We start from the raw sequence: 23,675 nt of genomic DNA, 5'->3' as shown, positions 1-23,675 counted from the left end.
CGAACGACGCTTTTGCCATGACCGCTTCCGCTTCCCGTCCCCTGCTCGGCTGCATCGCCGACGATTTCACCGGCGCGACCGATCTCGCGAACATGCTCGTCAAGAGCGGCATGCGCACCGTGCAGACGATCGGCGTGCCCGCCGACGGCGCCGCTGCCGACACGATCGTCGACGCCGACGCGATCGTCGTCGCGCTGAAGTCGCGCACGATTCCCGCCGCCGACGCCGTCGCGCAATCGCTCGCCGCGTACGAATGGTTGCGCGCGCAAGGGTGCCGCCAGTTCTTCTTCAAGTACTGCTCGACGTTCGATTCGACCGACGCGGGCAACATCGGGCCGGTGGCCGACGCGCTGCTCGACGCGGCCGGCGGCGACTTCACGGTCGCGTGCCCGGCATTCCCCGAGAACGGCCGCACGATCTATCGCGGCCACCTGTTCGTCGGCGACGTGCTGCTGAACGAATCGGGGATGGAGAATCATCCGCTCACGCCGATGAAGGACGCGAACCTCGTGCGCGTGCTGCAACGGCAGACGCAGTCGCCGGTCGGCCTGATCCGCTACGACACGATCGCGCTCGGCGCGGCCGCCGTGCGCGCGCGGATCGACCAGCTGCGCGCGGAAGGCGCCCGTTTCGCGATCGCCGACGCGCTGTCGGACCGCGATCTCTACGTACTCGGCGAAGCGTGCGCAGGCCTGCCGCTCGTCACCGGCGGCTCGGGCATCGCGCTCGGCCTGCCCGCGAATTTCCGCCGCGCGGAGCAACTGCCCGAGCGCGACAACGCGGCGTCGCTGCCGCGCATCGACGGCCTGTCGGCGGTGCTCGCCGGCAGCGCGTCGAAAGTCACCAACGCACAGGTCGCCGCGTGGCGTGCGACGCGGCCGAGCTTCCGCATCGATCCGCTCGCGGCCTCGCGCGGCGAGCCCGTCGTGGAGCAGGCGCTCGCGTTTGCGCGCGCGCACCTGCCGCAGCCCGTGCTGATCTACGCAACGGCCACGCCCGACGAAGTGAAAGCCGTGCAGCAGGCGCTCGGCGTCGACGCGGCCGGCCATCTCGTCGAAAGCACGCTCGCGGCGATCGCCCGCGGGCTGCGCGAACTCGGCGTGCGCAAGTTCGTCGTCGCGGGCGGCGAAACGTCCGGCGCGGTCGTGCAGGCGCTCGACGTGAAGTCGCTGCAGATCGGCGCGCAGATCGATCCGGGCGTGCCGGCCACGGCCACCGTCGACGCGCAGCCGCTCGGCCTCGCGCTGAAATCCGGCAACTTCGGCACGACCGACTTTTTCGACAAGGCGCTGCGCGCGCTGGACGGAGCCGCACGATGAGCGACGAAGCCAAACTGCGCGAAGAGATCTGCGTGGTCGGCGCGAGCCTGTACGCGCGCGGCCATGCGGTCGGCAGCGCCGGCAACATCAGCGCGCGCCTGCATGACGGCTGGCTGATCACGCCAACCGACGCCTGCCTCGGCCGGCTCGACCCGAACGACATCGCGAAAGTCGGCGCCGACGGGCAGCCCGTCTCGGGCGGCAAGCCGTCGAAGACGCTCGCGCTGCATCGCGGCATCTATGCGCGCAACGCCGCAGCAAACGGCGTCGTCCACACGCATTCGACGCACCTCGTCGCATTGACGCTCGCGGGCGTGTGGCGCGACACCGACGTGCTGCCGCCGATCACGCCGTACTACGTGATGAAGGTCGGGCACATTCCGCTGATCCGTTACCGCCGCCCCGGCGACCCGGCCGTCGCGGCCGAAGTCGCGGCGCTGGCCGACCAGGTGCGCGGCGTGCTGCTCGATCGCCTCGGCCCCGTGATGTGGGGGCCGTCGGTATCGCACGCGTCGTATGCGCTCGAGGAGCTCGAGGAAACCGCGCGGCTGTGGCTGATGACGCAGCCGAAGCCGGAACCGCTGTCCGACGCCGCGCTCGACGAACTGCGCCAGACCTTCGGCGCGCGCTGGTAACGCGTCGCCGTCCGGATCACGCACCGCTTCCCATGCCCGCCGTGTGCGCGGGCCCTTCCGTCAGCACACACACGATCCGGCGGCGTACGCGCCGCCGGTACACGATAGTCCAGGAGACGACGATGACTGCTCTCGACGCGGCCGCAAGCCGCTCGCCCGCCGCGGCCGCCCAATCGGGCGAACTCGACCGCACCTACAAGAAAGTGTTCTGGCGCATCGTGCCGTTCCTGATGCTCTGCTACGTGGTCGCGTATCTCGACCGCGTGAACGTCGGCTTCGCCAAGCTGCAGATGTCGCAGGATCTCGCATTCAGCGAAACCGTGTTCGGGCTCGGCGCCGGGATTTTCTTCCTCGGCTACTTCCTGTTCGAACTGCCGAGCAACATGCTGATGCACCGCATCGGCGCGCGCATCTGGATCGCGCGGATCATGATCACGTGGGGGCTGCTGTCCGCGCTGTTCGCGTTCGTGAAGACGCCCACGCAGTTCTACGTGCTGCGCTTCCTGCTCGGCCTCGCGGAAGCCGGCTTCTACCCGGGCGTGATCCTGTACCTCACGTACTGGTTCCCGTCGCACCGCCGCGCGAAGATCATCGCGGTGTTCATGTCCGCGATTCCGGTGTCGGGCATCTTCGGCAACCCGCTGTCGGGCTGGATCATGGAGCGCTTCCACGGCGGCTCGGGCTTCCACGGCTGGCAATGGATGTTCATGATCGAAGCCGTGCCGGCCGTGCTCGTCGGCATCGCGACGATCCTGTATCTCGACAACAGCATTCGCAGCGCGAAATGGCTCGACGAGCGCGAGAAGCAGTTGCTCGAAGACGAGATCGCCGCGCAGCCGCAGGAACAGCAGAAGCACGGCCATTCGCTGAAGGCCGTGTTCTCGGACCCGCGCATGTGGTGGATGTCGCTGATCTACTTCGCGTTCGTCACCGGCCAGTACGGGCTCACGTTCTGGATGCCGACGCTCGTGAAATCGACCGGCATCACCGATACGCTGCAGATCGGCCTGCTGTCGGCGATTCCGTTCGTCGTCGCGATCGTCGTGATGAACCTGTTCGGCCACAGCGCGGACAAGCGCCGCGAACGCCGCTGGCACCTGATCGTGCCGGCGCTGATGGGCGCGATCGGGTTTGCGGTCGCCGCGTCGTACTCGCACAATACGGCGGTGTCGATCGTGTTCCTGTCGCTCGCGGCAGGCGGCGTGCTGACCTGCGCGCCGCTGTTCTGGTCGCTGCCGACCGCGTTCCTCGCCGGCTCCGCGGCCGCGGCCGGGATCGCGATCATCAACTCGGTCGGCAACCTCGCCGGTTTCGCGAGCCCGTACGTGATCGGCTACCTGAAGGACGTCACGCACAGCACGTCGTCCGGCATGTACGTGCTCGCGGCGATGCTCGTGCTCGGCGCGATCGCGGTATGGCTCACGCCGCCCAAGCTCGTGAACCGCTGATCCGCCGCCGGCCGATTCATCATTCGACGCGGGGCGCATGGCGCCCCGCTCCCTTCATTCACAGGACCCGCTGCCATGCCCCGCTTCGCCGCCAACCTCTCGATGATGTATACCGAGCATGCGTTCCTCGAACGCTTCGCCGCTGCCGCCCATGACGGTTTCAAGGCCGTCGAGTACCTGTTCCCGTACGACTTCGCGGCCGAGGACATCCGCGCGCGCCTCGACGCGCACGGCCTCGAACAGGCGCTGTTCAACGCGCCGCCGGGCGACTGGGCCGCGGGCGAACGCGGCATTGCGTCGCTGCCGGGCCGCGAGGACGAATTCCGCCGCGGCATCGACCAGGCGCTCGACTATGCGCGCGTGATCGGCAACAAGAAGCTGCACGTGATGGCCGGCATGGTCGCGCCGGGCGCCGACCGCGCGCGCCATCGCGACACCTACCTGGCGAACCTGCGTCATGCGGCGCAGGCGGCGGCCGCGCACGGCATCACGATCCTGATCGAGCCGATCAACCAGCGCGACATGCCCGGCTATTTCCTGAGCCGCCAGGACGACGCGCAGGCGATCCGCGCGGAAATCGGTGCACCGAACCTGAAGGTGCAGTTCGACTGCTACCACGGCCAGATCGTCGAAGGCGATCTCGCGATGAAGCTCAAGCGCGATTTCGCGGGCATCGGCCATATCCAGATCGCGGGCGTGCCTGAACGCCACGAGCCGGATGTCGGCGAACTCAACTACCCGTACCTGTTCGCGCTGATCGACGCACTCGGCTACGACGGCTGGATCGGCTGCGAGTATCGGCCGAAGGCCGGCACGTCGGAAGGCCTCGGCTGGCTCAAGCCGTACCTGTAATTCAAGCATTCCTCAGAGGGCAACCAACATGAAAGTACTGATCACCGGCGGCGCCGGCTTTCTCGGCCAGCGTCTTGCGCGCAAGCTGCTCGAGCGCGGCGAACTGACCGGCCCGGACGGTCGCAGCGAGAAGATCGACGAGCTGGTGCTGCTCGACGTCGTCAAGGGCAGCGATTTCGGCGATGCGCGCGTGACGTCGATCGTCGGCGACATCGCCGATCGCGCGGTGCTCGACAGCGCGATCGACACGCAGACGGGCGCGATCTTCCACCTCGCGGCGATCGTCAGCGGGCAAGCCGAAGCCGATTTCGATCTCGGCATGCGGATCAATCTCGACGCATCGCGCACGCTGCTCGAAGTGTGCCGCGCGCGCGGCCACCAGCCGCGTGTCGTGTTCACGAGCTCCGTCGCGGTGTACGGCGGCGCGCTGCCCGACGTCGTGCAGGACGACACCGCGCTGAACCCGCAATCGTCGTACGGCGCCGAGAAGGCGATCGCCGAACTGCTGCTGTGCGATTACGCGCGGCGCGGCTTCGTCGACGGCCGCGTGCTGCGGCTGCCGACCATCAGCGTGCGGCCCGGCCGCCCGAACGCGGCCGCGTCGTCGTTCGCGAGCGGCATCATCCGCGAGCCGCTGAACGGCGAGGAAAGCGTGTGCCCGGTGCCCGGCTCGACGCGGCTGTGGCTGCTGTCGCCGCGCGGCGCGATCGAAGCGCTCGTCGCCGGCTGTGAACTCGACAGCGCGAAGCTCGGCAACAAGCGCGTGATCAACCTGCCGGGGCTGTCGGTGTCGGTCGACGAGATGATCGCGGCGCTGCGCGACGTCGCGGGCGACGAGGTCGTCAAGCTGATCCGTCATGCGCCCGACGAACGCGTCGAGAAGATCGTCGGCAGCTGGCCGGGCCGCTGGGATACGTCGCGCGCGGAAGCACTCGGGCTGAAGGGCGACGCGTCGTTCGCGGACGTGATCCGCAGTCATATCGCGGACGAACGGCGCTGATTTGCGCCGGGCCGGGCCGCCTCGACGCGGCTCGGCCGGACTTTCCGACGCGCCACGACGCGCGTCGCGTCCCGCCCGCGTGCCGGCCTACCCGGACGCTTCGCGTCGAGCGCGAGCGCCGGCATGAAGCACGCATCGGCGCCGGGACGACACCGCACCCCCGCTCCACACGATTCGTATCCGCGCGACCCGCAGCGCGCGCGCCTCGCTCTGTCGCGATGCCGGCGGTCTCTCGCCACACGGGGACATGTCGGCCCCTAGTTGCCGACCTGCGCCGGCATGCCGGGTTCGGCCGCCGGCGTCGCCGACGCCGCCATGCGCGCCCGATCCTGCTCGGCGAGCTTCGCTTCCGCGGCCTGGATGTCGGCCGGATACTCGCCGTCGTCGCCCTTCGCCGGGTCGTACCCGGCCGCTTCGAGACGCATCAGTTCGTCGCGGACCTGCGCACGCGTCAGCGGGGCGGCCGCTTGCGCGAACGCCGACTGACCGGCGAGCGCACCGATCATCATCAGTAGTGCGACATATGTTTTCATCATGAACTCCTTCAACGTGATGTACCGATCAACCATGGGACAGGCGTGAGCTGCGCATGCAGGCGGGTGGATCAGCTGCCGAAATAGATCGTGCAGAAGCTCGCGGGGCCGACGCATGCGGCGGTGCCCGGACGCGGCGACATCGCCGCCGGCTTGCCCGCTTCGGACGACAAGGCCGGATCGCTGCCGACCGCCGTGCTGGCCTGCCGCTGCGGCATCCGCTCGGCTTGATGCTGAAACAGCGGGCTCACGTCCGGATACGACGTATCGGTCACGAAGCGCAACCCGTTGTTTTCGGCATCGATCAGTTCCTGCCGGACCTGCTCGCGCGTGAGCGCCTGTGCCGACGCTTGCGTCGCGACACCTGCGAGAGACATTGCCGCCACCGTGGCGGCCACCAGCCATTGCGTATTCATGTTCCACTCCTTCATCGATCAACGAGACGACGTGCTACACCCGTATGACGACGGAGGGGTCGTGTTTATTCCCGGCTTGCCATTCGCGCCGGCCGGACATTCAACTGTCATTCATTCGTCAGCCGGCGTAACCTGACGTAACGCAATGCCCGTCGCGCTTCGGCAGACTGACCAGCACTTCATCCGGACCGCCCATCGATCGCCCATGTCCGCCGCCTACGACCATGCAGCCGCCCTGCTGCGCACGCTGTACGACCGCCATATCGACAGCGGTGCGGTGCTCGACGCGGCCGCATTCCCGGATGCCGAGCGTTTCGTGCGCGCGTGGCCCGCGATCCGCGCGGAGGCGCTGGCGGTAGCACGCGACATGCCGCGCATCCCGCGCTTTCACGAAATCATGCGCGAGCAGTACGACATCTCGGCCAACGACGCACGCGACTGGCGCATGTTCATCATGCAGGCGTACGGGCAGCCGTTTCCGCGCAACCTGTCGCGCTGCCCGACCGTCGCGTCGCTCGTCGCGGCGTCGCCGGACGTGCTGTCCGCGTCGCTGTCGTTCCTCGCGCCCGGCAAGCACATCCCGCCGCATCGCGGGCCGTTTCGCGGCATCCTGCGCGGGTATCTCGTGCTGTCGATGCCGACGCGCGCGGACGGTACGCCGGCCGCCGTGCTGAAGGTCGACGGGCACGAATACCGGCTCGACGAAGGCCGCTTCCTGCTGTGGGACGACACGTTCACGCACGAGGTATGGAACGACAGCGACGCGGTGCGGATCGTGCTGCTGCTCGATATCCGCCGCCGCGGGATGCCGCGCTGGCTCACGTGGCTGTCGAATGCGGTGATCGGCGTCGTGCGGCTGGGGATCCGGATCCGGGGGCGGTCGATTCCGGTGTAGCCGCCGCCACCCTGCACGGCGCCTTCAATGCACCTTTCGGCGCACGCCGGATCGCCTACACTACAAGCCGTCCCTTCGTGCGGCTCCTGCCAGCTACCGCCATGGCGCACCTCTTCTTCGCCGCGTCGATCCAGCGGCACGTCGAAACGCCCGAGCGCGACATCGACGCGCACACGGTCGGCGAAGCATTCGACACCATTTTCAGCGAGCAGCCACGGTTGCGCGGCTACATCGTCGACGACCAGGGCGCGCTGCGAAAGCACCTGTCGGTGTTCATCGACGGCCAGCCGATCCGCGACCGGCAGCGCCTGTCCGATGCGCTCGGGACCACCAGCCGCGTGTATGTCGTGCAGGCGCTGACCGGCGGATAAAGGGACCGATGCACGGGCGCATCCCCATACCAAGTGCCGCCGTACCAAGGCGAACCATCCGGAGACATCGCACATGAACGATCGACTGCTCGTCGCCACCCGCAAGGGCCTGTTCGTCCTGCAACCGGACGGCAACGGCGGTTGGACGCCCGGCGAACCGCATTTCATCGGCGAGCCCGTCAGCATGGCGCTCGCCGATCCGCGCGACGGCACGCTGTACGCGGCGCTCAATCTCGGTCATTTCGGCGTGAAGCTGCATCGGCTGCGCGCAGGCGCCACCGACTGGGAGGAATGCGCGGTTCCGGTTTATCCGCCGCAGCCAGCCGATGTGTCGCCTGCCCGTGCCGACACGCGCGCAGGCAGCGGCGACACCGACGACGAGCCTGCCGGATCGCCGCAACCGCCGTGGACGCTGCAGCAAATCTGGTCGCTCGAAGCCGGCGGCGCGGACGAACCCGGCGTGCTGTGGGCCGGCACGATTCCCGGCGGCCTGTTCCGCTCCGACGACCACGGCGACTCGTGGGTCCTCAACCGCGCGCTGTGGGATCGCCCCGAACGCGCCGAATGGGGCGGCGGCGGGTACGACGCGCCGGGCATCCATTCGGTGATGGTCGATCCGCGCGACAGCCGGCACGTCACCGTCGGCGTCTCGTGCGGCGGCGTCTGGCAGACCGTCGACGGCGGCGCGACCTGGCGCGTCACGGCGGAAGGCATGGAAGCCGACTACATGCCGCCCGAGCGGCGCGGCGAGCCGAACATGCAGGATCCGCACCGCGTCGTGCAGTGCGCGGCCAACCCGGACGTGCTGTGGACCCAGCATCACTGCGCGATCTTCCGCTCGACCGACGGCGGCGAACACTGGCGGCGCATCGAGGCCGAGCCATCGAGCTTCGGTTTCGCGGTGGCCGTGCATCCGCACGAACCGGATACCGCGTGGTTCGTGCCGGCCGTGAAGGACGCGTGCCGGATCCCGGTGAACGGCCGGTTCGTCGTCACGCGCACGCGCGACGGCGGCCGCAGTTTCGAGAGTCTGTCGAACGGGTTGCCGGCCGCGCCGGCGTACGACCTCGTGTACCGGCACGGGCTCGCGGTGGACGATTCCGGCACGCGCCTCGCGATGGCGTCGACGACGGGCGGACTATGGACGTCCGCCGATGGCGGCGAGCACTGGCAACAGATATCGGCGCACTTGCCGCCGGTCTATTGCGTCAGCTTCGGGTAGCGGCGCGGCGCTCATCGGGCGCGATCCGCGCCACCGCGTCGCGGGTCCGGGCGATTTCCGCTTCGAGCCAGTCGAGAAACCGCCTGACCTGCGGCTCGCGCTCCCGCCCCGGCCGGCACAGCGCGACGAAGCGCGCGCCGTCGAGCCGCACCGCGGGATCGATCGGCATCAATGCGCCGCGCTCGACATGCTCGGCGGCCAGCACGGAGCTGAGCAGCGCGACACCCTGCCCGTGCAGCACGGCCTGCAACGCGTAATGCTCGTCGTCGTAATGGCGAAACACCGCGCGTTCGAGCCACGCTTGCCGGCCCGCCGCACGGCACCACGACGCCCAGTCGACCGACACGGGCAGCGGCGTGTCCCACACGGTCTCGATCAGATCGAGCGGCGCGTCCGTGCGATGCGCATCGAACCCGGCGGCCGCATACGCGCCGAAGTACTCGTCGATCAACGCAATCTCGTGCAGCGCGGGAAACTGGCGCGACGTCGCGCGAATCGCGAGATCGATCCGTGCATCGCGTTCGAGATCGACGAGCGCGTTTCCGGTTTCGACCTTGATGTGCAGATGCGGATCGACGCGGCGAAACGCACCGAGACGCGGAATCAGCCACATCGCCGCAAAGGCCGGCGTCGTGGTCAGCACGAGCGTGCGCTCGTCGGCCGCCTCCGGACGCACCGCGTCGAGCCCGCGGCTCAACGCCAGCAACGCATCGTGACTCGCGCGAAACAGCCGCTCGCCTTCTTCGGTCAGCCGCACGCCGCCCGCGCCGCGCTCGAACAGCAGCACGCCGACGCGGCTCTCGAGCGCCTTGATCTGGTGCGACACGGCCGCCGGCGTCACGGACAACTCGTCCGCGGCAGCCTTGAACGTGCCGAGCCGTGCCGACGCTTCGAATACACGTAATGCGGTCAGGGGAATTTTCGAGAACACGGAGCCTCGCGGGCCGGATGCGGCCGGGTTGAATTGGATTCAATCCGGGTGAGATTAGGTGAATTGAAGCGGGTGCGCAACGCGGCTAGCCTTGCGGGACGTTGCGGCATGACGCCGCCGTCGAACCGGAGGAACCCGTGCAAGGCCTACCGCGCAGGATCACGCAGGCGGTGCTCTACGAAGCGATCGCCATTTCCTGCATCTCGCCCGTGATCGCGGCGATCTTCAAGCAGGACCTCGTCTACTCGGGTGCGCTGTCGGCGACGATGTCGGCGATCGCGATGCTGTGGAACCTGATCTTCAACGCACTGTTCGAGCGCTGGGAAGCGTCGCGCCGACAGCCGGCGCGTACGCTCGGGCGGCGCATCCTGCACGCCACCGGATTCGAGGGCGGACTGATCTTCATCCTCGTGCCGGTCGTGTCGGGGTGGCTCGACATCTCGTGGTTCGACGCGTTCGTCGTCGACATCGGGCTGTTCGCGTTCTTCTTCTGCTACGCGTTCGTGTTCCAGTGGGCGTTCGATCGCGTGTTCGACGTGCCGGCGGCGACGAAGGGATCGTGAGTCGGGCGCTTACGCCCCCGCGGCAATTTTCGGCAACTGCCAGCCGAAGCGCACCGCCGCCATTCGCAGCGCAAAGCACGCGACGCCGCCCAGCACGGCCGCGACGACGGGCGGGCAACCGAGTCGCCGGCACGACACGACGACGACCGCACCGAGCAGCGCCGCGCTCGCGTAGATGTCGGTGACCAGCACGACCGGTATCCGTGCGAGCAGCAGATCGCGCACCACGCCGCCCCCGCAGCCGGTCACGGCGCCCATCAGCGTGGCGATGAACGGGTGGACGCGAAATTCCAGCGCCTTCACCGCGCCCGCGACCGCGAACAACGCGAGGCCGGCCGCATCGAGCGCCGTCAGCAGCGACGGCGGGAACGACGCGACCCGCGCATGAAACACGAACGCGAACAGCCCGGCGGCGAACGCGAGCGCCGGATAACGCCAGTCGCTCACGGCGCTCGGCGGGCGGGCGCCGATCAGCAGGTCGCGAATCACGCCGCCGCCAAGCGCGACGACGAGCGACAGCACCATCACCCCGAACAGGTCGAGTCCGGCGCCGATCGCCGCATTGGCGCCCTCGATCGCGAACACCGCCGTGCCCGCGAGATCGGCGGCGAGCACGACTTGCTCGATGCGCTTCATGCGAATGAACGGCCGCGGTGCGGGATCGCCCGGTTGCAGCCAGCATCGACCGAAGCGGTCGCGCCATTCGGTCGCGTGGCGGCTGCCGATTGCCATCCGGATGTATCGAGCGTGCTGCGGGTCATTGCCGTCTCCTCGATCGGGATCGAGCAGTCTAGCGCATCGCCGGCCAGCGGTCGGGCCAAGCGCGAAGCGGGCAGCAAAAAACCGGCGCAAGCAGGGCACCCTGCTTGCGCCGGCTCATCATGCACGTCAGGTTTTGGGTCGCAACCGCCAAGCCCGACAGGTCACCGTCAATGCACGCCGAGGTACGCCTTCACCGCCGGCAGGCCCGGCTTGCCGTCGAGCGTCGTCACGCCCGCGAGCCACTTGTCGAGGGCTTGCGGATTCGCCTTCAGCCATTCGGCGGCGGCCTTGTTCGGATCCTGCTTGTTCATGATCGGCACCATCACGTGGTTCTCGATCGACGTCGTGAACTGCAGGTTCGACACGAACTTCGCGACGTTCGGGCAGCGCTGCGAGTAGTCGGGCGGCGTCGCCGTCAGCACCTTCGCCTCGCCGTAGTTCGGGCCAAACACGTCGTCGCCGCCGGTCAGGTAGTCGATCTTCATCTGCACGTTCATCGGATGCGGTTCCCAGCCGAGGAAGACGATCCACTGCTTGTCGCGGATCGCGCGATTCACCTCGACCAGCATCCCGGCCTCGCTCGATTCGACCAGCTTGAACTTGCCGAGGCCGAACTGGTTGCCGTCGATCATCTTCTTGATCAGCGCATTGCCGTCGTTGCCCGGCTCGATCCCGTAGATCTTGCCGTTGAGCTTGTCCGCGTACTTCTGGATGTCCGCGAACGACTTCAGGCCGCCCTGGTACACGTAGTCGGGCACCGCGAGCGTGTATTTCGCGCCGGTCAGGTTGGGCGTCGCGAGCACCTTGATCGTGCCGGCCTTCGTGAACGGCTGGATGATCGGGTCCATCGTCGGCGACCAGTAGCCGAGGAACACGTCGATCTGCTTGCTCTTGATCCCGGCGAACGTGATCGGCACCGACGCGATCGTCTTCGTCGGGTTGTAGCCGAGCCCCTGCAGCATCGTCGACGCGAGGCCCGTGGTCGCCGCGATGTCGGACCAGCCGACATCGGCGAAGCGCACGTTCTTGCATACGGGCGGATCGGCCGCATAAACGGCCGACATCGGCGCGGCCACCCCGATCCCGCACACCGCTGCGATCAATAGGCGCTTCATCTTGCTTCTCCTCAAAGTGATGTCGTTTGCTTGAATGCGGGATCGTTTATTGAAGCCGCGCGCCGCGATCCCGGCGACGTCGCGGACCGAATGACCGCCCGTTCAGCGCCCCGGCAGCCGGCGCTCGTAGCTCGGTGCATGGCCGAACTGCGCGCGGTATGCCTTGCTGAAATGGCACGGCGAATGAAACCCGCAGACCGTCGTCACGCGCGCGATCGATGCATCGGTCGTGCGCAGCAGGTCGCGTGCGCGCTTCAGGCGCAGCGTCAGGTAATAGTGGGTCGGCGAAACGTTCAGGTACACCTTGAACATGCGCTGCAGATGCCGCTGCGACAGCCGCACGAGCCGCGCGAGTTCCTCGAGCGACAGCGGCTCCTCGATGTTCGCCTCCATCAGCCGCACGACCTCGATCAGCTCCGCGCGCGAGAAGCCCACCCGCGCATCGACCGGAATCGGCTGCGTATCGGTCGAACTGCGGATGCGCTCGAGGATGAACTGCTCGGATACCTGCGCGGCCAGTTGCTGGCCGAAGCGCATGCCGACGAGGTTCAGCATCAGGTCGAGCGGCGCGGTGCCGCCGGTGCAGGTGAGCCGGTCGCGATCGACGACGAACAACTCGTCGGCGAAGCCCACCCGCGGAAATTCGGAATGCAGCGCGGACAGGTTTTCCCAGTGCACGGTGCAGCGATAGCCGTCGAGCAACCCGCTCGACATCAGCGCATAGGCGCCCGTGCAGATGCCGCCGAGCGGCAGCCCGCGTTCGGCGAGCGCCGCGAGCGTATCGCGCGCGCCCTCGTCGACCACGTCGCGGATGCGGATGCCGCCGCACACGATCATCACGTCGGGCAGGTTGTCGTAGTCGAGCGCCTGCGTGGGCCGCACCGCGATGCCGTTACTGGCATGCACGGGCGCGCCGTCGAGCGAGTAGATCGACCACTTGTAGTGTTCCGCCCGCCCGACGTAGTTCGCCATCCGAAGCACTTCGACCGCGCTCGAGAACGCGATCATCGAGAAGTTCGGCAGCGTCAGGAAGCCGAAATGGGCGAGGGACGAAACCGGTGAAACGCAGGCGGCGGGCGCGACAGCGACGGCGGACGTCACATCGGTCTCCTGGCGAGGAGGTTGCAGGGGGCCAGCCCCGCGGCCGAAGCCGCGGGAACCGTTATCTATTCAGGGTGTGCGGCCAGGTCGCTCCTGGCCGCCGAAGATCAGGCCTGTGCGGGCGCGGCCTTCACGCGAAACAGCTGCTTGAGGCCGGAGAACAGCGGCGCCTTCACGGTGCCCGGTGCGCGGCCGAAGCTCTCGGTGATGCGGTCCAGAATGATCGCGAGCAGCACGACCGACAGACCGCTTTCGAAGCCGAGACCGATGTCGAGGCGCTGGATACTCGCTAGCACGTCGTTGCCGAGGCCGCCCGCGCCGACCATCGACGCGATGATCACCATCGACAGCGCCATCATGATCGTCTGGTTCACGCCCTGCATGATCGACGGCAGCGCGTTCGGGAACTGCACCTTGTACAGCAGTTGCCACGGCGTGCAGCCAAACGCCTGGCCGGCTTCGACGATCTCGCGGTTCACGTGGCGGATGCCGAGGCTCGTGAGGCGCACCGCGGGCGGCATCGCGAAGATCACCGTCGACAGGATCCCCGGCACGCGGCCGAGACCGAACAGCATCGCGGCCGGAATCAGGTAGACGAAGGCCGGCATCGTCTGCATCAGGTCGAGGATCGGGCGCACGATCGCGGCGACCCACTTGCTCTTCGCGGCCCAGATGCCGAGCGGAATGCCGAGCACGAGGCTGATGATCGTCGACGACAGCGTGAGCCCGAGCGTGATGACCGTCTGGTCCCAGAAGCCGGTCGCGAAGATCAGCAGCAGCGACGCGGTGGTGAACAGCGCGAAGCGCCAGCCCACCCGCCACAGCCCGACGCCGATGAAGATCGCCATCATCAACCACATCGGGATCGCCTGCAGGCCATGCTCGACGAATGCGGCGAGCCCTTCGATCGCCTGACCGATCGCGTCGAACGTCTTCGCGTCGTGGTCGAGCAGGTAGTGAACGGACTGGTCGACCCAGCTACCGAGCGGAATCATTTCAGACATGGGAGCCTCGCGAACGCGTGATGGCCTTCAGGATGAGCGCGCGATCGACCGAGCCGCAGTAGCAGCCGTCGTCGTCGACGACCGGCAGTGCATTCGGGCTCGCGACCACGCGCGCGACGACATGGTCGAGCGACGCATCGCGCCGGATGCTTTCGATCGGCCGCACGGACGGCGTGTCCTGGCCGATCGCGTCGCGCGTGACGAAGCCGCGGATCTTGCGCTGGGCATCGAGCACGAACGCGTATTCGGCGCTGCCGTTCAGCGACGCCGCGACGTTCGCGGCATCGCACTTCGACACGAGCGGCACGGCGCCCGTCTGCATCAGGTCGCCGGCCGTGAGATAGCGGCTGGTGTCGATGCCGTCGAAGAACGCGCGCACGTAATCGTCGGCCGGGTTCGCGATGATGTCCTGCGGCGTGCCGACCTGCACGAGGCGGCCACCTTCCATGATCGCGATGCGGTTGCCGATGCGCAGCGCTTCCTCCAGATCGTGCGACACGAACATGATCGTGCGACGCTGTTCCTTCTGCAGTTGCAGCAGCACGTCCTGCATTTCGCGGCGCTTGAGCGGATCGAGTGCGGAAAACGCCTCGTCCATGATCATCAGCGACGGGTTCACGGCCAGCGCGCGGGCGAGGCCGACGCGCTGCTGCATGCCGCCCGACAGCTCGGACGGCAGCTTGTGCGAAAACGGCGCGAGGCCGACCTGCTCGAGCACTTCCATCGCGCGGCGCTCGCGCTCCTTCTTGCCCATGCCCGCGACTTCGAGCCCGAACGCGGCATTCGACACGACGGTGCGATGCGGCATCAGCGCGAACGACTGGAACACCATGCTCATGTCCTTGCGGCGCAGCGCGGTCAGCGCCGAGCGGCGCGCCGACGCGACGTCGAGCCCGTCGATCAGCACCTTGCCGGCGCTCGGATCGACCAGCCGGTTCACGAGTCGGATCAGCGTGGACTTGCCGGAGCCGGACAGGCCCATCAGCACGAAAATTTCGCCTTCCTGCACATCGAAGGAGACGTTGTGCACGCCGACGACCTGACCGGTGCGCTTGAGCACATCGTCCTTCGTCGCGCCGGCGGCGAGCATGTCGAGCGCCTGCTGCGGATTGCTTCCAAACACCTTGCACAGACCTTCGACCACAACCTTGGGGGCATCCATCGAAACCTTCTCCTCGTGTAGCGGGGACTCGCGCTTGTCATAGCGTGCCTACATAGTTGCCAGAAAAAACCCCGGCCTGCCGACGAATTACGACAAACGCTTGCGCAAATACGACACAGCCTCCGGCCCCGTCCGGCGGGCCGCGCCGCCGATTGCGGCAGCGCAATACGCGCCCGGCCAGCAACGACGGGCATCGCCCGCCGGACTTGTGCGCAGCAGCGCGGCGAACGGCACATGAGGTTTTGCGTCAGGTCGCATCGGGCACGCGTCGTTTTGCGACAAATCGACGTCCGTTCCGGCGTCGATCTGCTCAGACGAAAGCGCGCATCCATTCGCCAGTAAAAAGCATGACCGTGCAAAAAGCCGGATGGCGACACCGAACGGCGCATGCCGCGATACCGCGTCACCCCCGGAATTCGGCGCGGGCACGCTGTGATACATTCCCCGCAAACACGCCGATCGCGACGATGCCGCGGGCCTTTCGCACGAGGGCCGAGCCGCACGGCGCGCGCATGCCGGTTCGCCTGCCGGCCGTGCTGAAACCGCCTCGATCCGGTGCGATCCGCGATCGAAGGACGATAACGATAGTGAGAGGGAGCAAGGCGTTGAACTGGGCATTCGCCGTAATCGGTTTCATCGTGGGCGGCATCGCTGCCTTGATCGGGGATTTCTCGGCCGGGAGCGGCTCGCTGCTCGGGGCCGCCGTCGGATTCTGCGTCGGGCACGCGCTGCGGCAACGCAAGCAGCAGAACCCGCGCGCCACGCCCGACGCGTTCGCGGTCTCCGCGACGCCGCCGCCCCCGTTACCGCTCGCCGATCGCGTCGCGCGCCTCGAAGCCACCGTCGACACGCTCACGCGCGAACTCGACGCGCTGCGTGTGCAACTCGCGGGCGCGACGGCCGGCGCGGCGACTTCCGGCGGCATCGCGCACACGGCTTCGGCGAGCGCCACATCCGCCCCGCTGCCGGCGCACTCCCCGACACCGCCCGTACCACCCGCGCAACCTGCTGTCGCACGGGCAGGTACATCGGCCTCCACCTCGGCACCGGCGCCCGCCTCGACGCTCGCGCCGGCAACCGCCGCGCGCCCGGCCGCATCCGCGCCTGCCCCCGTCGACACCACGACGATCCCCCCGGCCGCACCGGCCCGCGCTGTCCCGCCCGCACCCCGTGAACCCGGCATCGCCGAACGCGCATTCGGCGCCGCGCGCGACTGGCTGCTCGGCGGCAACACGGTCGTGCGCGTCGGGATCATCGTGCTGTTCTTCGGTGTCGCGTTCCTGCTCAAGTACGCGGCCGACAACGACATGCTGCCGATCGAGTTCCGCCTCGCGGGCACGGCGCTCGCCGCGGCCGCGCTGCTCGCGATCGGCTGGCGCGTGCGGGCGCGTCGCGCCGCGTACGGCCTCGTGCTGCAAGGCGGCGGCGTCGGCATCCTGTACCTGACGATCTTCGCCGCGACCAAGCTGTATGCATTGCTGCCCGTCGGCGCCGCGTTCCCGCTGATGGTCGCGGTCTGCGCGCTGAGCGCGTTCCTCGCGGTGCGGCAGAACGCGCTGCCGCTCGCATTCATGGGCAGCGCGGGCGGCTTCCTCGCGCCGATCCTGCTGTCGACCGGCCAGGGCAACCATGTCGCGCTGTTCAGCTACTACGCACTGCTGAACGCAGGGATCTTCGCGATCGCGTGGTTCAAGGCGTGGCGCCCGCTGAACCTGCTCGGCTTCGTGTTCACGTTCACGATCGGCTCCGCGTGGGGCGTGACCGCCTATCGTCCCGCGCTGTTCGCGAGCACCGAGCCGTTCCTCATCCTGTTCTTCCTGATGTATGTCGGCATCGCGCTGCTGTATGCGGTGAAACGCGAACTCGCGCTGCGACACTACGTGGACGGCACGCTCGTGTTCGGCACGCCGATCGTCGCGACCGCGCTGCAGGCGTCGCTCGTCAAAGGCATGCCGTTCGGGCTCGCGTGGAGCGCGGTCGCGCTGTCGGCGTTCTACGTCGCGGTCGCCGCATGGCTCGCGCGCCGCCGCGACCGCCTCGGCCTGCTGTTCGAATCGATGCTCGCGCTCGCGGTGATCTTCGCGACGCTCGCGGTGCCGCTCGCGTTCTCGGGGCCGACGACCAGCGCCGCGTGGGCCATCGAAGGCGCGGCCGTCGTGTGGCTCGGCGTGCGCCAGAAGCGCCTGCTCGCGTTCGGCTTCGGGCTGCTGATGCAGGTCGCCGCGGCCGGCGCGTTCTTCACGAGCCTGCTGGGCCCGGCCGACACGGCCGCGCTGCCGGTGCTCAACAGCCCGTATATCGCGATGCTGCTGATCGCGCTCGTCGGCCTGTTCACCGGCTGGTGGCTGCACGGGCGAGGCGAAGCGCGCGCGTGGCACGCATGGATGCCGGAGATCGGTGTCGCGGCCGCCGCGTGGGGGCTGCTGTGGTGGGTCAGCGGCGGGCTGCACGAGATCCTCGTCTATGCGAGCCGCCATGTCGACCTGCATGCCGACCGCTTCGTCGTCGATACGACCGCGCTGTTCGCGGCCGGCACCGCATGGCTCGCGCACGTCGCGCGCCGCCGGCTCGCATGGCCGCTCGCCGAATGGCCCGCGCTCGCGCTCACGCCGGTGCTGGCGCTGCTCGCGCTGCGCGCGTTCGACGCGCACGAAGCGCCGCTGTCGGGCATGGGCGCGTTCGCGTGGCCGATCGCCGTCGGCGCGGGGCTCGCGCTGCTGTGGCGCCAGTCGCGCGGCACGACCGGCGCCGCCGCCGCGAACGGCACGGCGTCCGCCGTTGCAGCAGGCATTCTCGCGCCGCTGCATACGCTGACGTTCTGGACCCTGTGCGGACTGTTGTCGCTCGAGGGTTTCTGGCGCCTGCGCACGTTCGTCCCGGAAGGCGCGTGGAGCTGGAGCGCATGGGCGTACGGCTTCGGCGCGCTGCTCCTGCTCGTATCGGGCCCCGGCTCGCGCCTGCGCTGGCCGGTCGCCGCGTTCCCGCGTGCGTATCAGGTGTGGGGAGCCGCGCCGCTCGCGGCGCTGCTGTGGCTCTGGAGCATCGCCAGCACGGCGAGCGACGGTGACGCCGCTCCGCTCTTCTGGCTGCCACTGCTCAATCCGCTCGACGTCGCGCAGGGTCTCGTGTTCGTCGCGTTCGTCGCGTGGCTGCGTCGCCTGAAATCGCTCGGCCTCGCGTGGCATCCGCGCGTCGTCGACTATATGGCGATCGCGACCGTATTCCTGTGGTTCAACGCGCTGCTGCTGCGCACGCTGCATCACCGCTTCCACCTGGGCTACGACATCGACACCGTGCTGTCGTCGTTCGGCATCCAGCAGGTGTTCATGGTCGGCTGGAGCCTGTTCGCATTCGCCGGAATGTGGCTCACGCGCCGCGACGGCATCGCCCGCCTCTGTGCGTTCGCGTCGCTGCCGCTGATCGTCGTGATGTGGGCGTGGACCTTCTACGCGAACTTCACGCAGGACGGCGGAAGCTGGGCGCGCGTACCGCTGTTCAATCCGCTCGATCTCGTGCTCGCGGTCGTCTATGCGCTCGCCGCGTCGTGGTTCATGCGCGCGCGCAGGCTCGGCTGGTCGTTCGACGCGTATCGCGTCGAGTTGCTGGGTGCGGGCGGCGCGACCGGGTTCCTGTGGCTGAACGCGATCCTGCTGCGCACGCTGCATCACTGGGCCGGCGTGCCGTACGAATTCGGCGCGATGGCGGAGTCGACGCTCGTGCAGGCGTCGGTGTCCGTGTACTGGACGGTCTGCGCGCTCGCGATCACGATCTGGGCCACGCGCCGCGGGCTGCGACCGCTGTGGTTCATCGGCGCCGCGCTGCTCGCGCTCACGGTCGTCAAGCTGTTCCTGTTCGACCTGTCGCACGTCACCGGCATCGAGCGCATCGTGTCGTTCATCGGTATCGGCGTGCTGCTGCTGTTGATCGGCTATTTCTCGCCGCTGCCGCCGAAGGCCGCCGCGCAACAGGACGGCCAGCCATGAAACGACTCGCCGCCCTGTTCGGGCTGAGCCTGCTCGCGTCGTTCGCGGCAGCCGACGGCGCGCCGAACGCCGGCCGCGTCACGCAGCGCTTCGCGCTCGACCTCGACGGCAGCGCCGCGTATTACCAGCTCACCGTGCCGCAGCCCGTGTATGCGGCGAGCCGGCGCGACGACCTCGGCGACGTGCGCGTCTTCAACGGCGCGGGCGAGCCGGTGCCGTACTCGCTCGATGCACCCGCCGCGGCCGCATCCGGCGTGCCGCCGTCCCGCACGCCGGTGCACTGGTTCCCGCTGCCGCCCGTCCGCGCCGAACACGGCAATGCGCCGCTCGGCGTGACGGTCGGCCCGGACGGCGCGCTGCGCGCGGCCGTCGCGACGCCTTCGGACGGCAGGCACGGCGCGGATCTCGTCGACCTGTCGCATGCCGACGGCAGCATCGATGCACTGCTCGTGCACGTGGACGACGACAGCTACCAGGGGCGCGTGTCCGTCGAAGCCAGCGACGACCTGCGCAGTTGGCGAGCGCTCGGCAGCACGCAGTTGCTGAAGGTCGGCCGCGGCAACGACATGCTGGTGCAGGAGCGCATCGCGCTCGAAGGCGCGGCGCCGCGCTACCTGCGGCTCGACTGGCTCGACGGCGCGCCCGCGATCGCGTCGATCGACGTCGAGACGCATCCGCGCGACGCGCGCGGCACCGACACGGCGTCCGTGCCGCGCCAGTGGCGCGATGCCGTGCGGATACGCGCCGGCGGTGCGCCCGGCGAGTATCTGTTCGACACCGACGGCGCGTATCCGGTCGACCGCGTGCGCATCGACCTGCCGCAGCCGAACACCGTCGCGCGCGCGACGCTGCAAAGCCGCGCCGATGCGCAGGCGCCGTGGCGCGACGTGGCGTCCGCCGTGCTGTTCCGGCTGCAGGGCAAGGGCGGCGAGCAGCGCAATCCGCCGTTCGAGTTCGTCGCGAATACGGATCGCGCGTGGCGAATCGTCGTCGACATGCGCAACGGCGGGCTCGGCGGCGGCCAGCCGGCCGTCGCGATCGGCTGGCATCCGGCCGCGCTGACCTTCGTCGCGCGCGGCACGCCGCCGTTTACGCTCGGCGTCGGCGATGCGTCGCTCGTGTCGTCGGCCGTGAGCCGCGACGCACTGCTGGTCGGCATGGCGCCGGAAGTGCGGCCCGCCCGCGTCGGCGCGGCGCTGCCGGTGTCCGCGGTCGCGCCGGCGGCAGCCGCCGATGCGGATGCCGGGCGCCGCTACGTGCTGTGGGGCGCACTGGTGATTGCGGTCGGCGTGCTCGGCGCGATCGCATGGCGCCTCGCGAAAGGCGGCGGCGAGACGCGCGACCGCGCCGAATGACGCAAACACGCGTTTGCGTGCCGCTCGACGCGGCGTTCATCGAGCAGGTTCGTTCCTTCGGCCATCGCGGCGCGTGACCACACCGGTTCATCGAGCGATCCGCGCCCCGTCTTCGCGGGAAGGCCACGCGACGCGCCTGCGGCACGAGCAGGCGCCCTGCCCGCCGCTATCGCGCCACGAAGCGGCCGTGCTGACGCGGCCGCCACGGCGACGACCGACGACTGGCCGCACCGGCCGCTCGGCGCGCCGCGAAACGTCCGGCGCGACGCCAGCCCGACTCGCGCCGGGCCATCGCGACGATGCGCGGCGCCCCCGCCTGCATGACACGCCGCACCGCCGCCACGCGCGCAGCCAGCCGCGCTGCCGGCAACACGCGGCGTGCCGCACGTGCAACGGGCCGTTTGCACAGGATCGCGCTGTCGTAGCACTTGCCGGCGAAACGCATCACGTCGACCACCTCGAAACCCTGCGCACCATAGAACGCCAGCAGGTGCGCAGCGGGATGCGGCGTATCCAGCGCGAGCAGCGCATAGCCGCGCAACGCGGCCCACTGCTCGGCGAACGACAGCAGCAACGCGCCGATCCCGCGGCTCTGGCAAGCCGGGTCCACCGCCACCTGACGCACGCTCGCGACGCCTTCGCGCCGGTACAACGAGCAGGCCGACGACGGATCGGTCGCATACAGCGTGGCCGTGCCGACGACACGCCCGCCGCACACGGCGACATAGCATTCGCCCGCTTCCGCGCGGCGGCGCGTGACGTCTTCGTCCTGATCGACGCACGTGCAATTGAGCCCCATCGCACCGAGTCGCGCGAACGCGCGGTGCAGCATCGGCGTGAGTTGTGCATAGCTGTCGACTGCCGGATCGAAACGCCGGACGATCACCCGATCGGCGCACGCCAAAGGCGGTGCGGCAGGGGTGCGTTCGGCGATCGCGTTCCAGGGTATCGACATGGCCAGGCTCCGTGGTGAAGATGCACGAAGTCTAGGAGCGCGCCGGCAGCCGTCGCAAGAAAAAATGTCGTAAAAATCCCGGGGTAGCGCGGGTGGCGGAGGACGTGATGGAGACGGTGCGTTCCGATGCAGCGTGCGCGTCTTGGCGAACGCATCGAAGCACCGGTCGTTGTTCGCGCAAGCAACCGAGCACGCCATGAAGTCGCGCGGGGAGGCCCGTCCCCGGCGCGCACGCCGTTGACACGTGCCATCCCACACTCCAGACTCGCTGCTCCGTCACCGCATCGCGAGCGCCCATGATCACCTGCTTCCTTCGCTACGTCGTCGATCCGTACAAACTCGTCGAATTCGAAACCTACGGCAAGATGTGGATTCCGCTCGTCGAGCAGTTCGGCGGCACGCATCACGGCTACTTCCTGCCGTCCGAAGGCGCGAGCAACATCGCGCTCGCGATGTTCTCGTTCCCGAGCCTCGCCGAATACGAGCGTTACCGCGAACGCTCGAAGGACGATCCGGCCTGCCAGGCCGCGTTCCGCTACGCGGAGGAAACGCGCTGCATCGTCAGCTACGAGCGCAGCTTCTTCCGGCCGGTGTTCGAGTAACGGGCCGCGCCGCCGCGCATCGCACCCCGTTTTCCGGTCGAGGACGAAAAAAAGCCCCGCCTGCATCCGCGCGGCGGGGCCAACCCATGTCAGTAGAGACATCATGGAGGAGACGAGTCCATCTTATCGACCGTGGCGCACCGTCCCAACCAAGCATTTCTGCTATCGATCTGCGCGGCCGCGCACACGATTGCCCCCGCCACGCGGCATATCGATAGAACGAAAAGTCGTTTTCAGAGTGGCGACGGGGTCGTTACCATCTGGTTTTAAGCCTGTGCTTAGCCGGGCAAGCCAATCCCAGGAGCGCCCCTTGACTGCATTCGATCAACACCGCCGCCCGTTCGTCGTCGGCATCGGCGGGACCACCCGAGCCGCATCGTCCACCGAACGCGCACTGTCGTTCGCACTGCGCGGCGCGCAGGCCGCCGGCGCACGCACGCGCCTGTTCGACGGCCCGTTCCTGCATACGCTGCCGCACTACGCCCCCGAACACAAAACGCTGACCGACGCGCAGCGCGAGCTGATCGACGCCGTGCGCCAGGCCGACGCGATCATCATCGCGACGCCCGGCTATCACGGCGGCGTGTCCGGTCTCGTGAAGAACGCGCTCGATACGCTCGAGGAACTGCGCGCGGACGAACGCCCGTATCTCGACGGCCGCGCGGTCGGCCTGATCGTCACCGCGTACGGCTGGCAGGCGGCCGGCACCGTGCTGACGTCGCTGCGCTCGATCGTTCATGCGCTGCGCGGCTGGCCGACGCCGTTCGGCGCCACCGTCAACACGCTGGAAACGCGCTTCGAAAGCGCCGACAGCTGCTCGGATCCGAAGGTGGTGGCACAGCTCGAGACGGTCGGCGCGCAAGCGGCCGAATTCGCGCTCGCGTTCGCGTCGCATCGTGCGGCCTCGCACGCGGCGTCGGTCGATGCGCTCGCACCCGTGCTGAAGGTCGCCAACCAGTAACCTCCGCATTCCGCCGCGCGGCCCTGATCGACAAGATTCGACAGGGCCGCGCGGCGCGTCTTCCCGCGCATGGCGATGTGCCGGACGCGCCGTCTTCGCCTCTCGCACATACCGTTTCCGCGTACCACCCCGATAACGATTCAGCCCGCTGCGTGATTTGCATTGGCCGAAAGATTGGTTCACGCCGCCGGCAGGTTTTCGTACGCTGAAAGTCCGAACTTTTTCCGCGCACGCCATGAACCGTACGATCCGCTACAAGGGCTATGAAGTCGCTCCCGCTGCCGCCCGGTTGCCGAACGGGCTGTTCGCCGCCAACCTGACCATCGAACGCGCGAACGGCGGGCCGTCGCCGCGCTCCGTGTCGTTCGACGCCATCGATTTCTTCTTCGAGGAAGAACACGCCCTCGCCTACGCGTCGCGCTGGGGCCGCCTCTGGGTCGACACGAACGCGTGACATCCGCGGGGCCGGCGTGCCCATGGCCGCTCGAAA

At 68.6% G+C, this 23,675-nt stretch carries 23 protein-coding genes and 1 pseudogene; 14 read left to right on the top strand and 10 right to left on the bottom strand.

Annotation, left to right across the window (positions count from 1 at the left end):
* Window positions 1-17 precede the first annotated feature (17 nt).
* The 5 genes from otnK to denD all read left to right on the top strand — a co-directional run bounded on the left by otnK (window position 18) and on the right by denD (window position 5,254).
* The gene (otnK, locus tag DTA15_RS14915) at window positions 18-1,319 is read left to right on the top strand and encodes a 3-oxo-tetronate kinase (protein WP_006489107.1); all 1,302 of its coding nucleotides are present in this window, start codon (window positions 18-20) and stop codon (window positions 1,317-1,319) included.
* A complete protein-coding gene (gene otnC, locus DTA15_RS14910; RefSeq protein WP_006489112.1) occupies window positions 1,316-1,954 on the top strand; it encodes a 3-oxo-tetronate 4-phosphate decarboxylase in 639 nt (212 codons plus the stop codon). Before otnK ends, otnC begins: the two co-directional genes overlap by 4 nt.
* Window positions 1,955-2,076: 122 nt before the next feature.
* Entirely contained in the window at window positions 2,077-3,402 is a 1,326-nt protein-coding gene (locus tag DTA15_RS14905; RefSeq protein ID WP_006489121.1) for an MFS transporter, read from the top strand.
* Between the two features lie 75 nt (window positions 3,403-3,477).
* On the top strand, window positions 3,478-4,254 hold the full coding sequence (gene otnI / locus DTA15_RS14900) for a 2-oxo-tetronate isomerase (RefSeq protein WP_006489113.1): 777 nt from the start codon (window positions 3,478-3,480) through the stop codon (window positions 4,252-4,254).
* A gap of 28 nt (window positions 4,255-4,282) precedes the next feature.
* Window positions 4,283-5,254 (top strand): D-erythronate dehydrogenase, encoded by a 972-nt coding sequence (gene denD, locus DTA15_RS14895; protein WP_006489120.1) that lies wholly within the window; start codon window positions 4,283-4,285, stop codon window positions 5,252-5,254.
* 257 nt (window positions 5,255-5,511) lie between these two features.
* Here denD and DTA15_RS14885 read toward each other — a convergent pair whose 3' ends face one another.
* Complete coding sequence (locus tag DTA15_RS14885; protein WP_034178321.1) at window positions 5,512-5,787, bottom strand: DUF4148 domain-containing protein; 276 nt, start codon at window positions 5,785-5,787, stop codon at window positions 5,512-5,514.
* Between the two features lie 71 nt (window positions 5,788-5,858).
* The gene (locus DTA15_RS14880) at window positions 5,859-6,203 is read right to left on the bottom strand and encodes a DUF4148 domain-containing protein (RefSeq protein WP_006489118.1); all 345 of its coding nucleotides are present in this window, start codon (window positions 6,201-6,203) and stop codon (window positions 5,859-5,861) included.
* 205 nt (window positions 6,204-6,408) lie between these two features.
* Here DTA15_RS14880 and DTA15_RS14875 point away from each other — a divergent pair, with 205 nt between their 5' ends.
* From DTA15_RS14875 to DTA15_RS14865, 3 genes are all read left to right on the top strand, one after another.
* The gene (locus tag DTA15_RS14875; protein WP_006489133.1) at window positions 6,409-7,098 is read left to right on the top strand and encodes an aspartyl/asparaginyl beta-hydroxylase domain-containing protein; all 690 of its coding nucleotides are present in this window, start codon (window positions 6,409-6,411) and stop codon (window positions 7,096-7,098) included.
* A gap of 101 nt (window positions 7,099-7,199) precedes the next feature.
* Entirely contained in the window at window positions 7,200-7,469 is a 270-nt protein-coding gene (locus DTA15_RS14870) for a ubiquitin family protein (RefSeq protein WP_006489119.1), read from the top strand.
* A gap of 73 nt (window positions 7,470-7,542) precedes the next feature.
* Complete coding sequence (locus DTA15_RS14865) at window positions 7,543-8,691, top strand: WD40/YVTN/BNR-like repeat-containing protein (RefSeq protein WP_006489115.1); 1,149 nt, start codon at window positions 7,543-7,545, stop codon at window positions 8,689-8,691.
* Here the strand turns inward: DTA15_RS14865 and DTA15_RS14860 are convergent.
* Window positions 8,678-9,622, bottom strand: coding sequence for a LysR substrate-binding domain-containing protein (locus tag DTA15_RS14860; protein ID WP_006489108.1), 945 nt, complete (start codon window positions 9,620-9,622; stop codon window positions 8,678-8,680). The genes DTA15_RS14865 and DTA15_RS14860 overlap by 14 nt on opposite strands.
* A gap of 137 nt (window positions 9,623-9,759) precedes the next feature.
* Between DTA15_RS14860 and DTA15_RS14855 the strand changes: the two genes are divergently transcribed.
* A complete protein-coding gene (locus tag DTA15_RS14855; RefSeq protein ID WP_012493547.1) occupies window positions 9,760-10,185 on the top strand; it encodes a PACE efflux transporter in 426 nt (141 codons plus the stop codon).
* Between the two features lie 9 nt (window positions 10,186-10,194).
* Here DTA15_RS14855 and DTA15_RS14850 read toward each other — a convergent pair whose 3' ends face one another.
* The 6 genes and pseudogenes from DTA15_RS14850 to DTA15_RS38580 all read right to left on the bottom strand — a co-directional run bounded on the left by DTA15_RS14850 (window position 10,195) and on the right by DTA15_RS38580 (window position 15,770).
* On the bottom strand, window positions 10,195-10,821 hold the full coding sequence (locus DTA15_RS14850) for a trimeric intracellular cation channel family protein (protein WP_034178320.1): 627 nt from the start codon (window positions 10,819-10,821) through the stop codon (window positions 10,195-10,197).
* A gap of 293 nt (window positions 10,822-11,114) precedes the next feature.
* Window positions 11,115-12,062, bottom strand: a complete 948-nt coding sequence (locus tag DTA15_RS14845) for a choline ABC transporter substrate-binding protein (RefSeq protein ID WP_006489128.1) — start codon at window positions 12,060-12,062, stop codon at window positions 11,115-11,117.
* Window positions 12,063-12,164: 102 nt separating this feature from the next.
* On the bottom strand, window positions 12,165-13,163 hold the full coding sequence (locus tag DTA15_RS14840; protein WP_006489109.1) for a GlxA family transcriptional regulator: 999 nt from the start codon (window positions 13,161-13,163) through the stop codon (window positions 12,165-12,167).
* 107 nt (window positions 13,164-13,270) lie between these two features.
* Window positions 13,271-14,167: a choline ABC transporter permease subunit gene (gene choW / locus DTA15_RS14835; RefSeq protein WP_006491873.1), complete on the bottom strand. Its 897-nt coding sequence runs from the start codon at window positions 14,165-14,167 to the stop codon at window positions 13,271-13,273.
* Window positions 14,160-15,451, bottom strand: a pseudogene (locus tag DTA15_RS14830) (quaternary amine ABC transporter ATP-binding protein); the annotation flags it as partial. The gene choW and the pseudogene DTA15_RS14830, both read right to left, overlap by 8 nt.
* Window positions 15,417-15,770 (bottom strand): hypothetical protein, encoded by a 354-nt coding sequence (locus DTA15_RS38580; RefSeq protein ID WP_006489122.1) that lies wholly within the window; start codon window positions 15,768-15,770, stop codon window positions 15,417-15,419. The pseudogene DTA15_RS14830 and the gene DTA15_RS38580, both read right to left, overlap by 35 nt.
* Window positions 15,771-15,934: 164 nt before the next feature.
* Between DTA15_RS38580 and DTA15_RS14820 the strand changes: the two genes are divergently transcribed.
* Together DTA15_RS14820 and DTA15_RS14815 are read left to right on the top strand one after the other, a co-directional pair.
* Window positions 15,935-19,312, top strand: a complete 3,378-nt coding sequence (locus DTA15_RS14820; RefSeq protein WP_012493548.1) for a DUF2339 domain-containing protein — start codon at window positions 15,935-15,937, stop codon at window positions 19,310-19,312.
* Window positions 19,309-20,667, top strand: a complete 1,359-nt coding sequence (locus tag DTA15_RS14815) for a DUF3999 domain-containing protein (RefSeq protein ID WP_006482153.1) — start codon at window positions 19,309-19,311, stop codon at window positions 20,665-20,667. Before DTA15_RS14820 ends, DTA15_RS14815 begins: the two co-directional genes overlap by 4 nt.
* A gap of 166 nt (window positions 20,668-20,833) precedes the next feature.
* Here the strand turns inward: DTA15_RS14815 and DTA15_RS14810 are convergent, their stop codons facing one another.
* Window positions 20,834-21,622 (bottom strand): GNAT family N-acetyltransferase, encoded by a 789-nt coding sequence (locus DTA15_RS14810; protein WP_012493549.1) that lies wholly within the window; start codon window positions 21,620-21,622, stop codon window positions 20,834-20,836.
* A 296-nt stretch (window positions 21,623-21,918) separates the two neighbouring features.
* Between DTA15_RS14810 and DTA15_RS14805 the strand changes: the two genes are divergently transcribed.
* The 3 genes from DTA15_RS14805 (at window position 21,919) to DTA15_RS14795 (ending at window position 23,639) form a co-directional block, all read left to right on the top strand.
* On the top strand, window positions 21,919-22,224 hold the full coding sequence (locus DTA15_RS14805; protein ID WP_006490913.1) for an NIPSNAP family protein: 306 nt from the start codon (window positions 21,919-21,921) through the stop codon (window positions 22,222-22,224).
* Window positions 22,225-22,534: 310 nt separating this feature from the next.
* Window positions 22,535-23,185: an NADPH-dependent FMN reductase gene (locus tag DTA15_RS14800; RefSeq protein WP_006490914.1), complete on the top strand. Its 651-nt coding sequence runs from the start codon at window positions 22,535-22,537 to the stop codon at window positions 23,183-23,185.
* 235 nt (window positions 23,186-23,420) lie between these two features.
* Window positions 23,421-23,639: a hypothetical protein gene (locus tag DTA15_RS14795; protein ID WP_006491406.1), complete on the top strand. Its 219-nt coding sequence runs from the start codon at window positions 23,421-23,423 to the stop codon at window positions 23,637-23,639.
* Window positions 23,640-23,675: the final 36 nt, after the last annotated feature.

Source organism: Burkholderia cenocepacia, assembly GCF_900446215.1.
Classification (GTDB): Bacteria; Pseudomonadota; Gammaproteobacteria; order Burkholderiales; family Burkholderiaceae; genus Burkholderia; species Burkholderia cenocepacia.
This window is presented reverse-complemented; position numbering and strand designations above follow the sequence as displayed.

Coding starts and splice junctions, on each gene's coding strand:
- DTA15_RS14805 (WP_006490913.1), top strand. CDS start 21,919: ATGATCACCTGCTTCCTTCGCTACGTCGTCGATCCGTACAAACTCGTC.
- otnK (WP_006489107.1), top strand. CDS start 18: ATGACCGCTTCCGCTTCCCGTCCCCTGCTCGGCTGCATCGCCGACGAT.
- DTA15_RS14870 (WP_006489119.1), top strand. CDS start 7,200: ATGGCGCACCTCTTCTTCGCCGCGTCGATCCAGCGGCACGTCGAAACG.
- DTA15_RS14850 (WP_034178320.1), bottom strand. CDS start 10,821: ATGAAGCGCATCGAGCAAGTCGTGCTCGCCGCCGATCTCGCGGGCACG.
- DTA15_RS14880 (WP_006489118.1), bottom strand. CDS start 6,203: ATGAATACGCAATGGCTGGTGGCCGCCACGGTGGCGGCAATGTCTCTC.
- DTA15_RS14795 (WP_006491406.1), top strand. CDS start 23,421: ATGAACCGTACGATCCGCTACAAGGGCTATGAAGTCGCTCCCGCTGCC.
- DTA15_RS14810 (WP_012493549.1), bottom strand. CDS start 21,622: ATGTCGATACCCTGGAACGCGATCGCCGAACGCACCCCTGCCGCACCG.
- choW (WP_006491873.1), bottom strand. CDS start 14,167: ATGTCTGAAATGATTCCGCTCGGTAGCTGGGTCGACCAGTCCGTTCAC.
- otnC (WP_006489112.1), top strand. CDS start 1,316: ATGAGCGACGAAGCCAAACTGCGCGAAGAGATCTGCGTGGTCGGCGCG.
- DTA15_RS14875 (WP_006489133.1), top strand. CDS start 6,409: ATGTCCGCCGCCTACGACCATGCAGCCGCCCTGCTGCGCACGCTGTAC.
- denD (WP_006489120.1), top strand. CDS start 4,283: ATGAAAGTACTGATCACCGGCGGCGCCGGCTTTCTCGGCCAGCGTCTT.
- DTA15_RS14845 (WP_006489128.1), bottom strand. CDS start 12,062: ATGAAGCGCCTATTGATCGCAGCGGTGTGCGGGATCGGGGTGGCCGCG.
- DTA15_RS14885 (WP_034178321.1), bottom strand. CDS start 5,787: ATGAAAACATATGTCGCACTACTGATGATGATCGGTGCGCTCGCCGGT.
- otnI (WP_006489113.1), top strand. CDS start 3,478: ATGCCCCGCTTCGCCGCCAACCTCTCGATGATGTATACCGAGCATGCG.
- DTA15_RS14905 (WP_006489121.1), top strand. CDS start 2,077: ATGACTGCTCTCGACGCGGCCGCAAGCCGCTCGCCCGCCGCGGCCGCC.
- DTA15_RS38580 (WP_006489122.1), bottom strand. CDS start 15,770: ATGTATCACAGCGTGCCCGCGCCGAATTCCGGGGGTGACGCGGTATCG.
- DTA15_RS14865 (WP_006489115.1), top strand. CDS start 7,543: ATGAACGATCGACTGCTCGTCGCCACCCGCAAGGGCCTGTTCGTCCTG.
- DTA15_RS14815 (WP_006482153.1), top strand. CDS start 19,309: ATGAAACGACTCGCCGCCCTGTTCGGGCTGAGCCTGCTCGCGTCGTTC.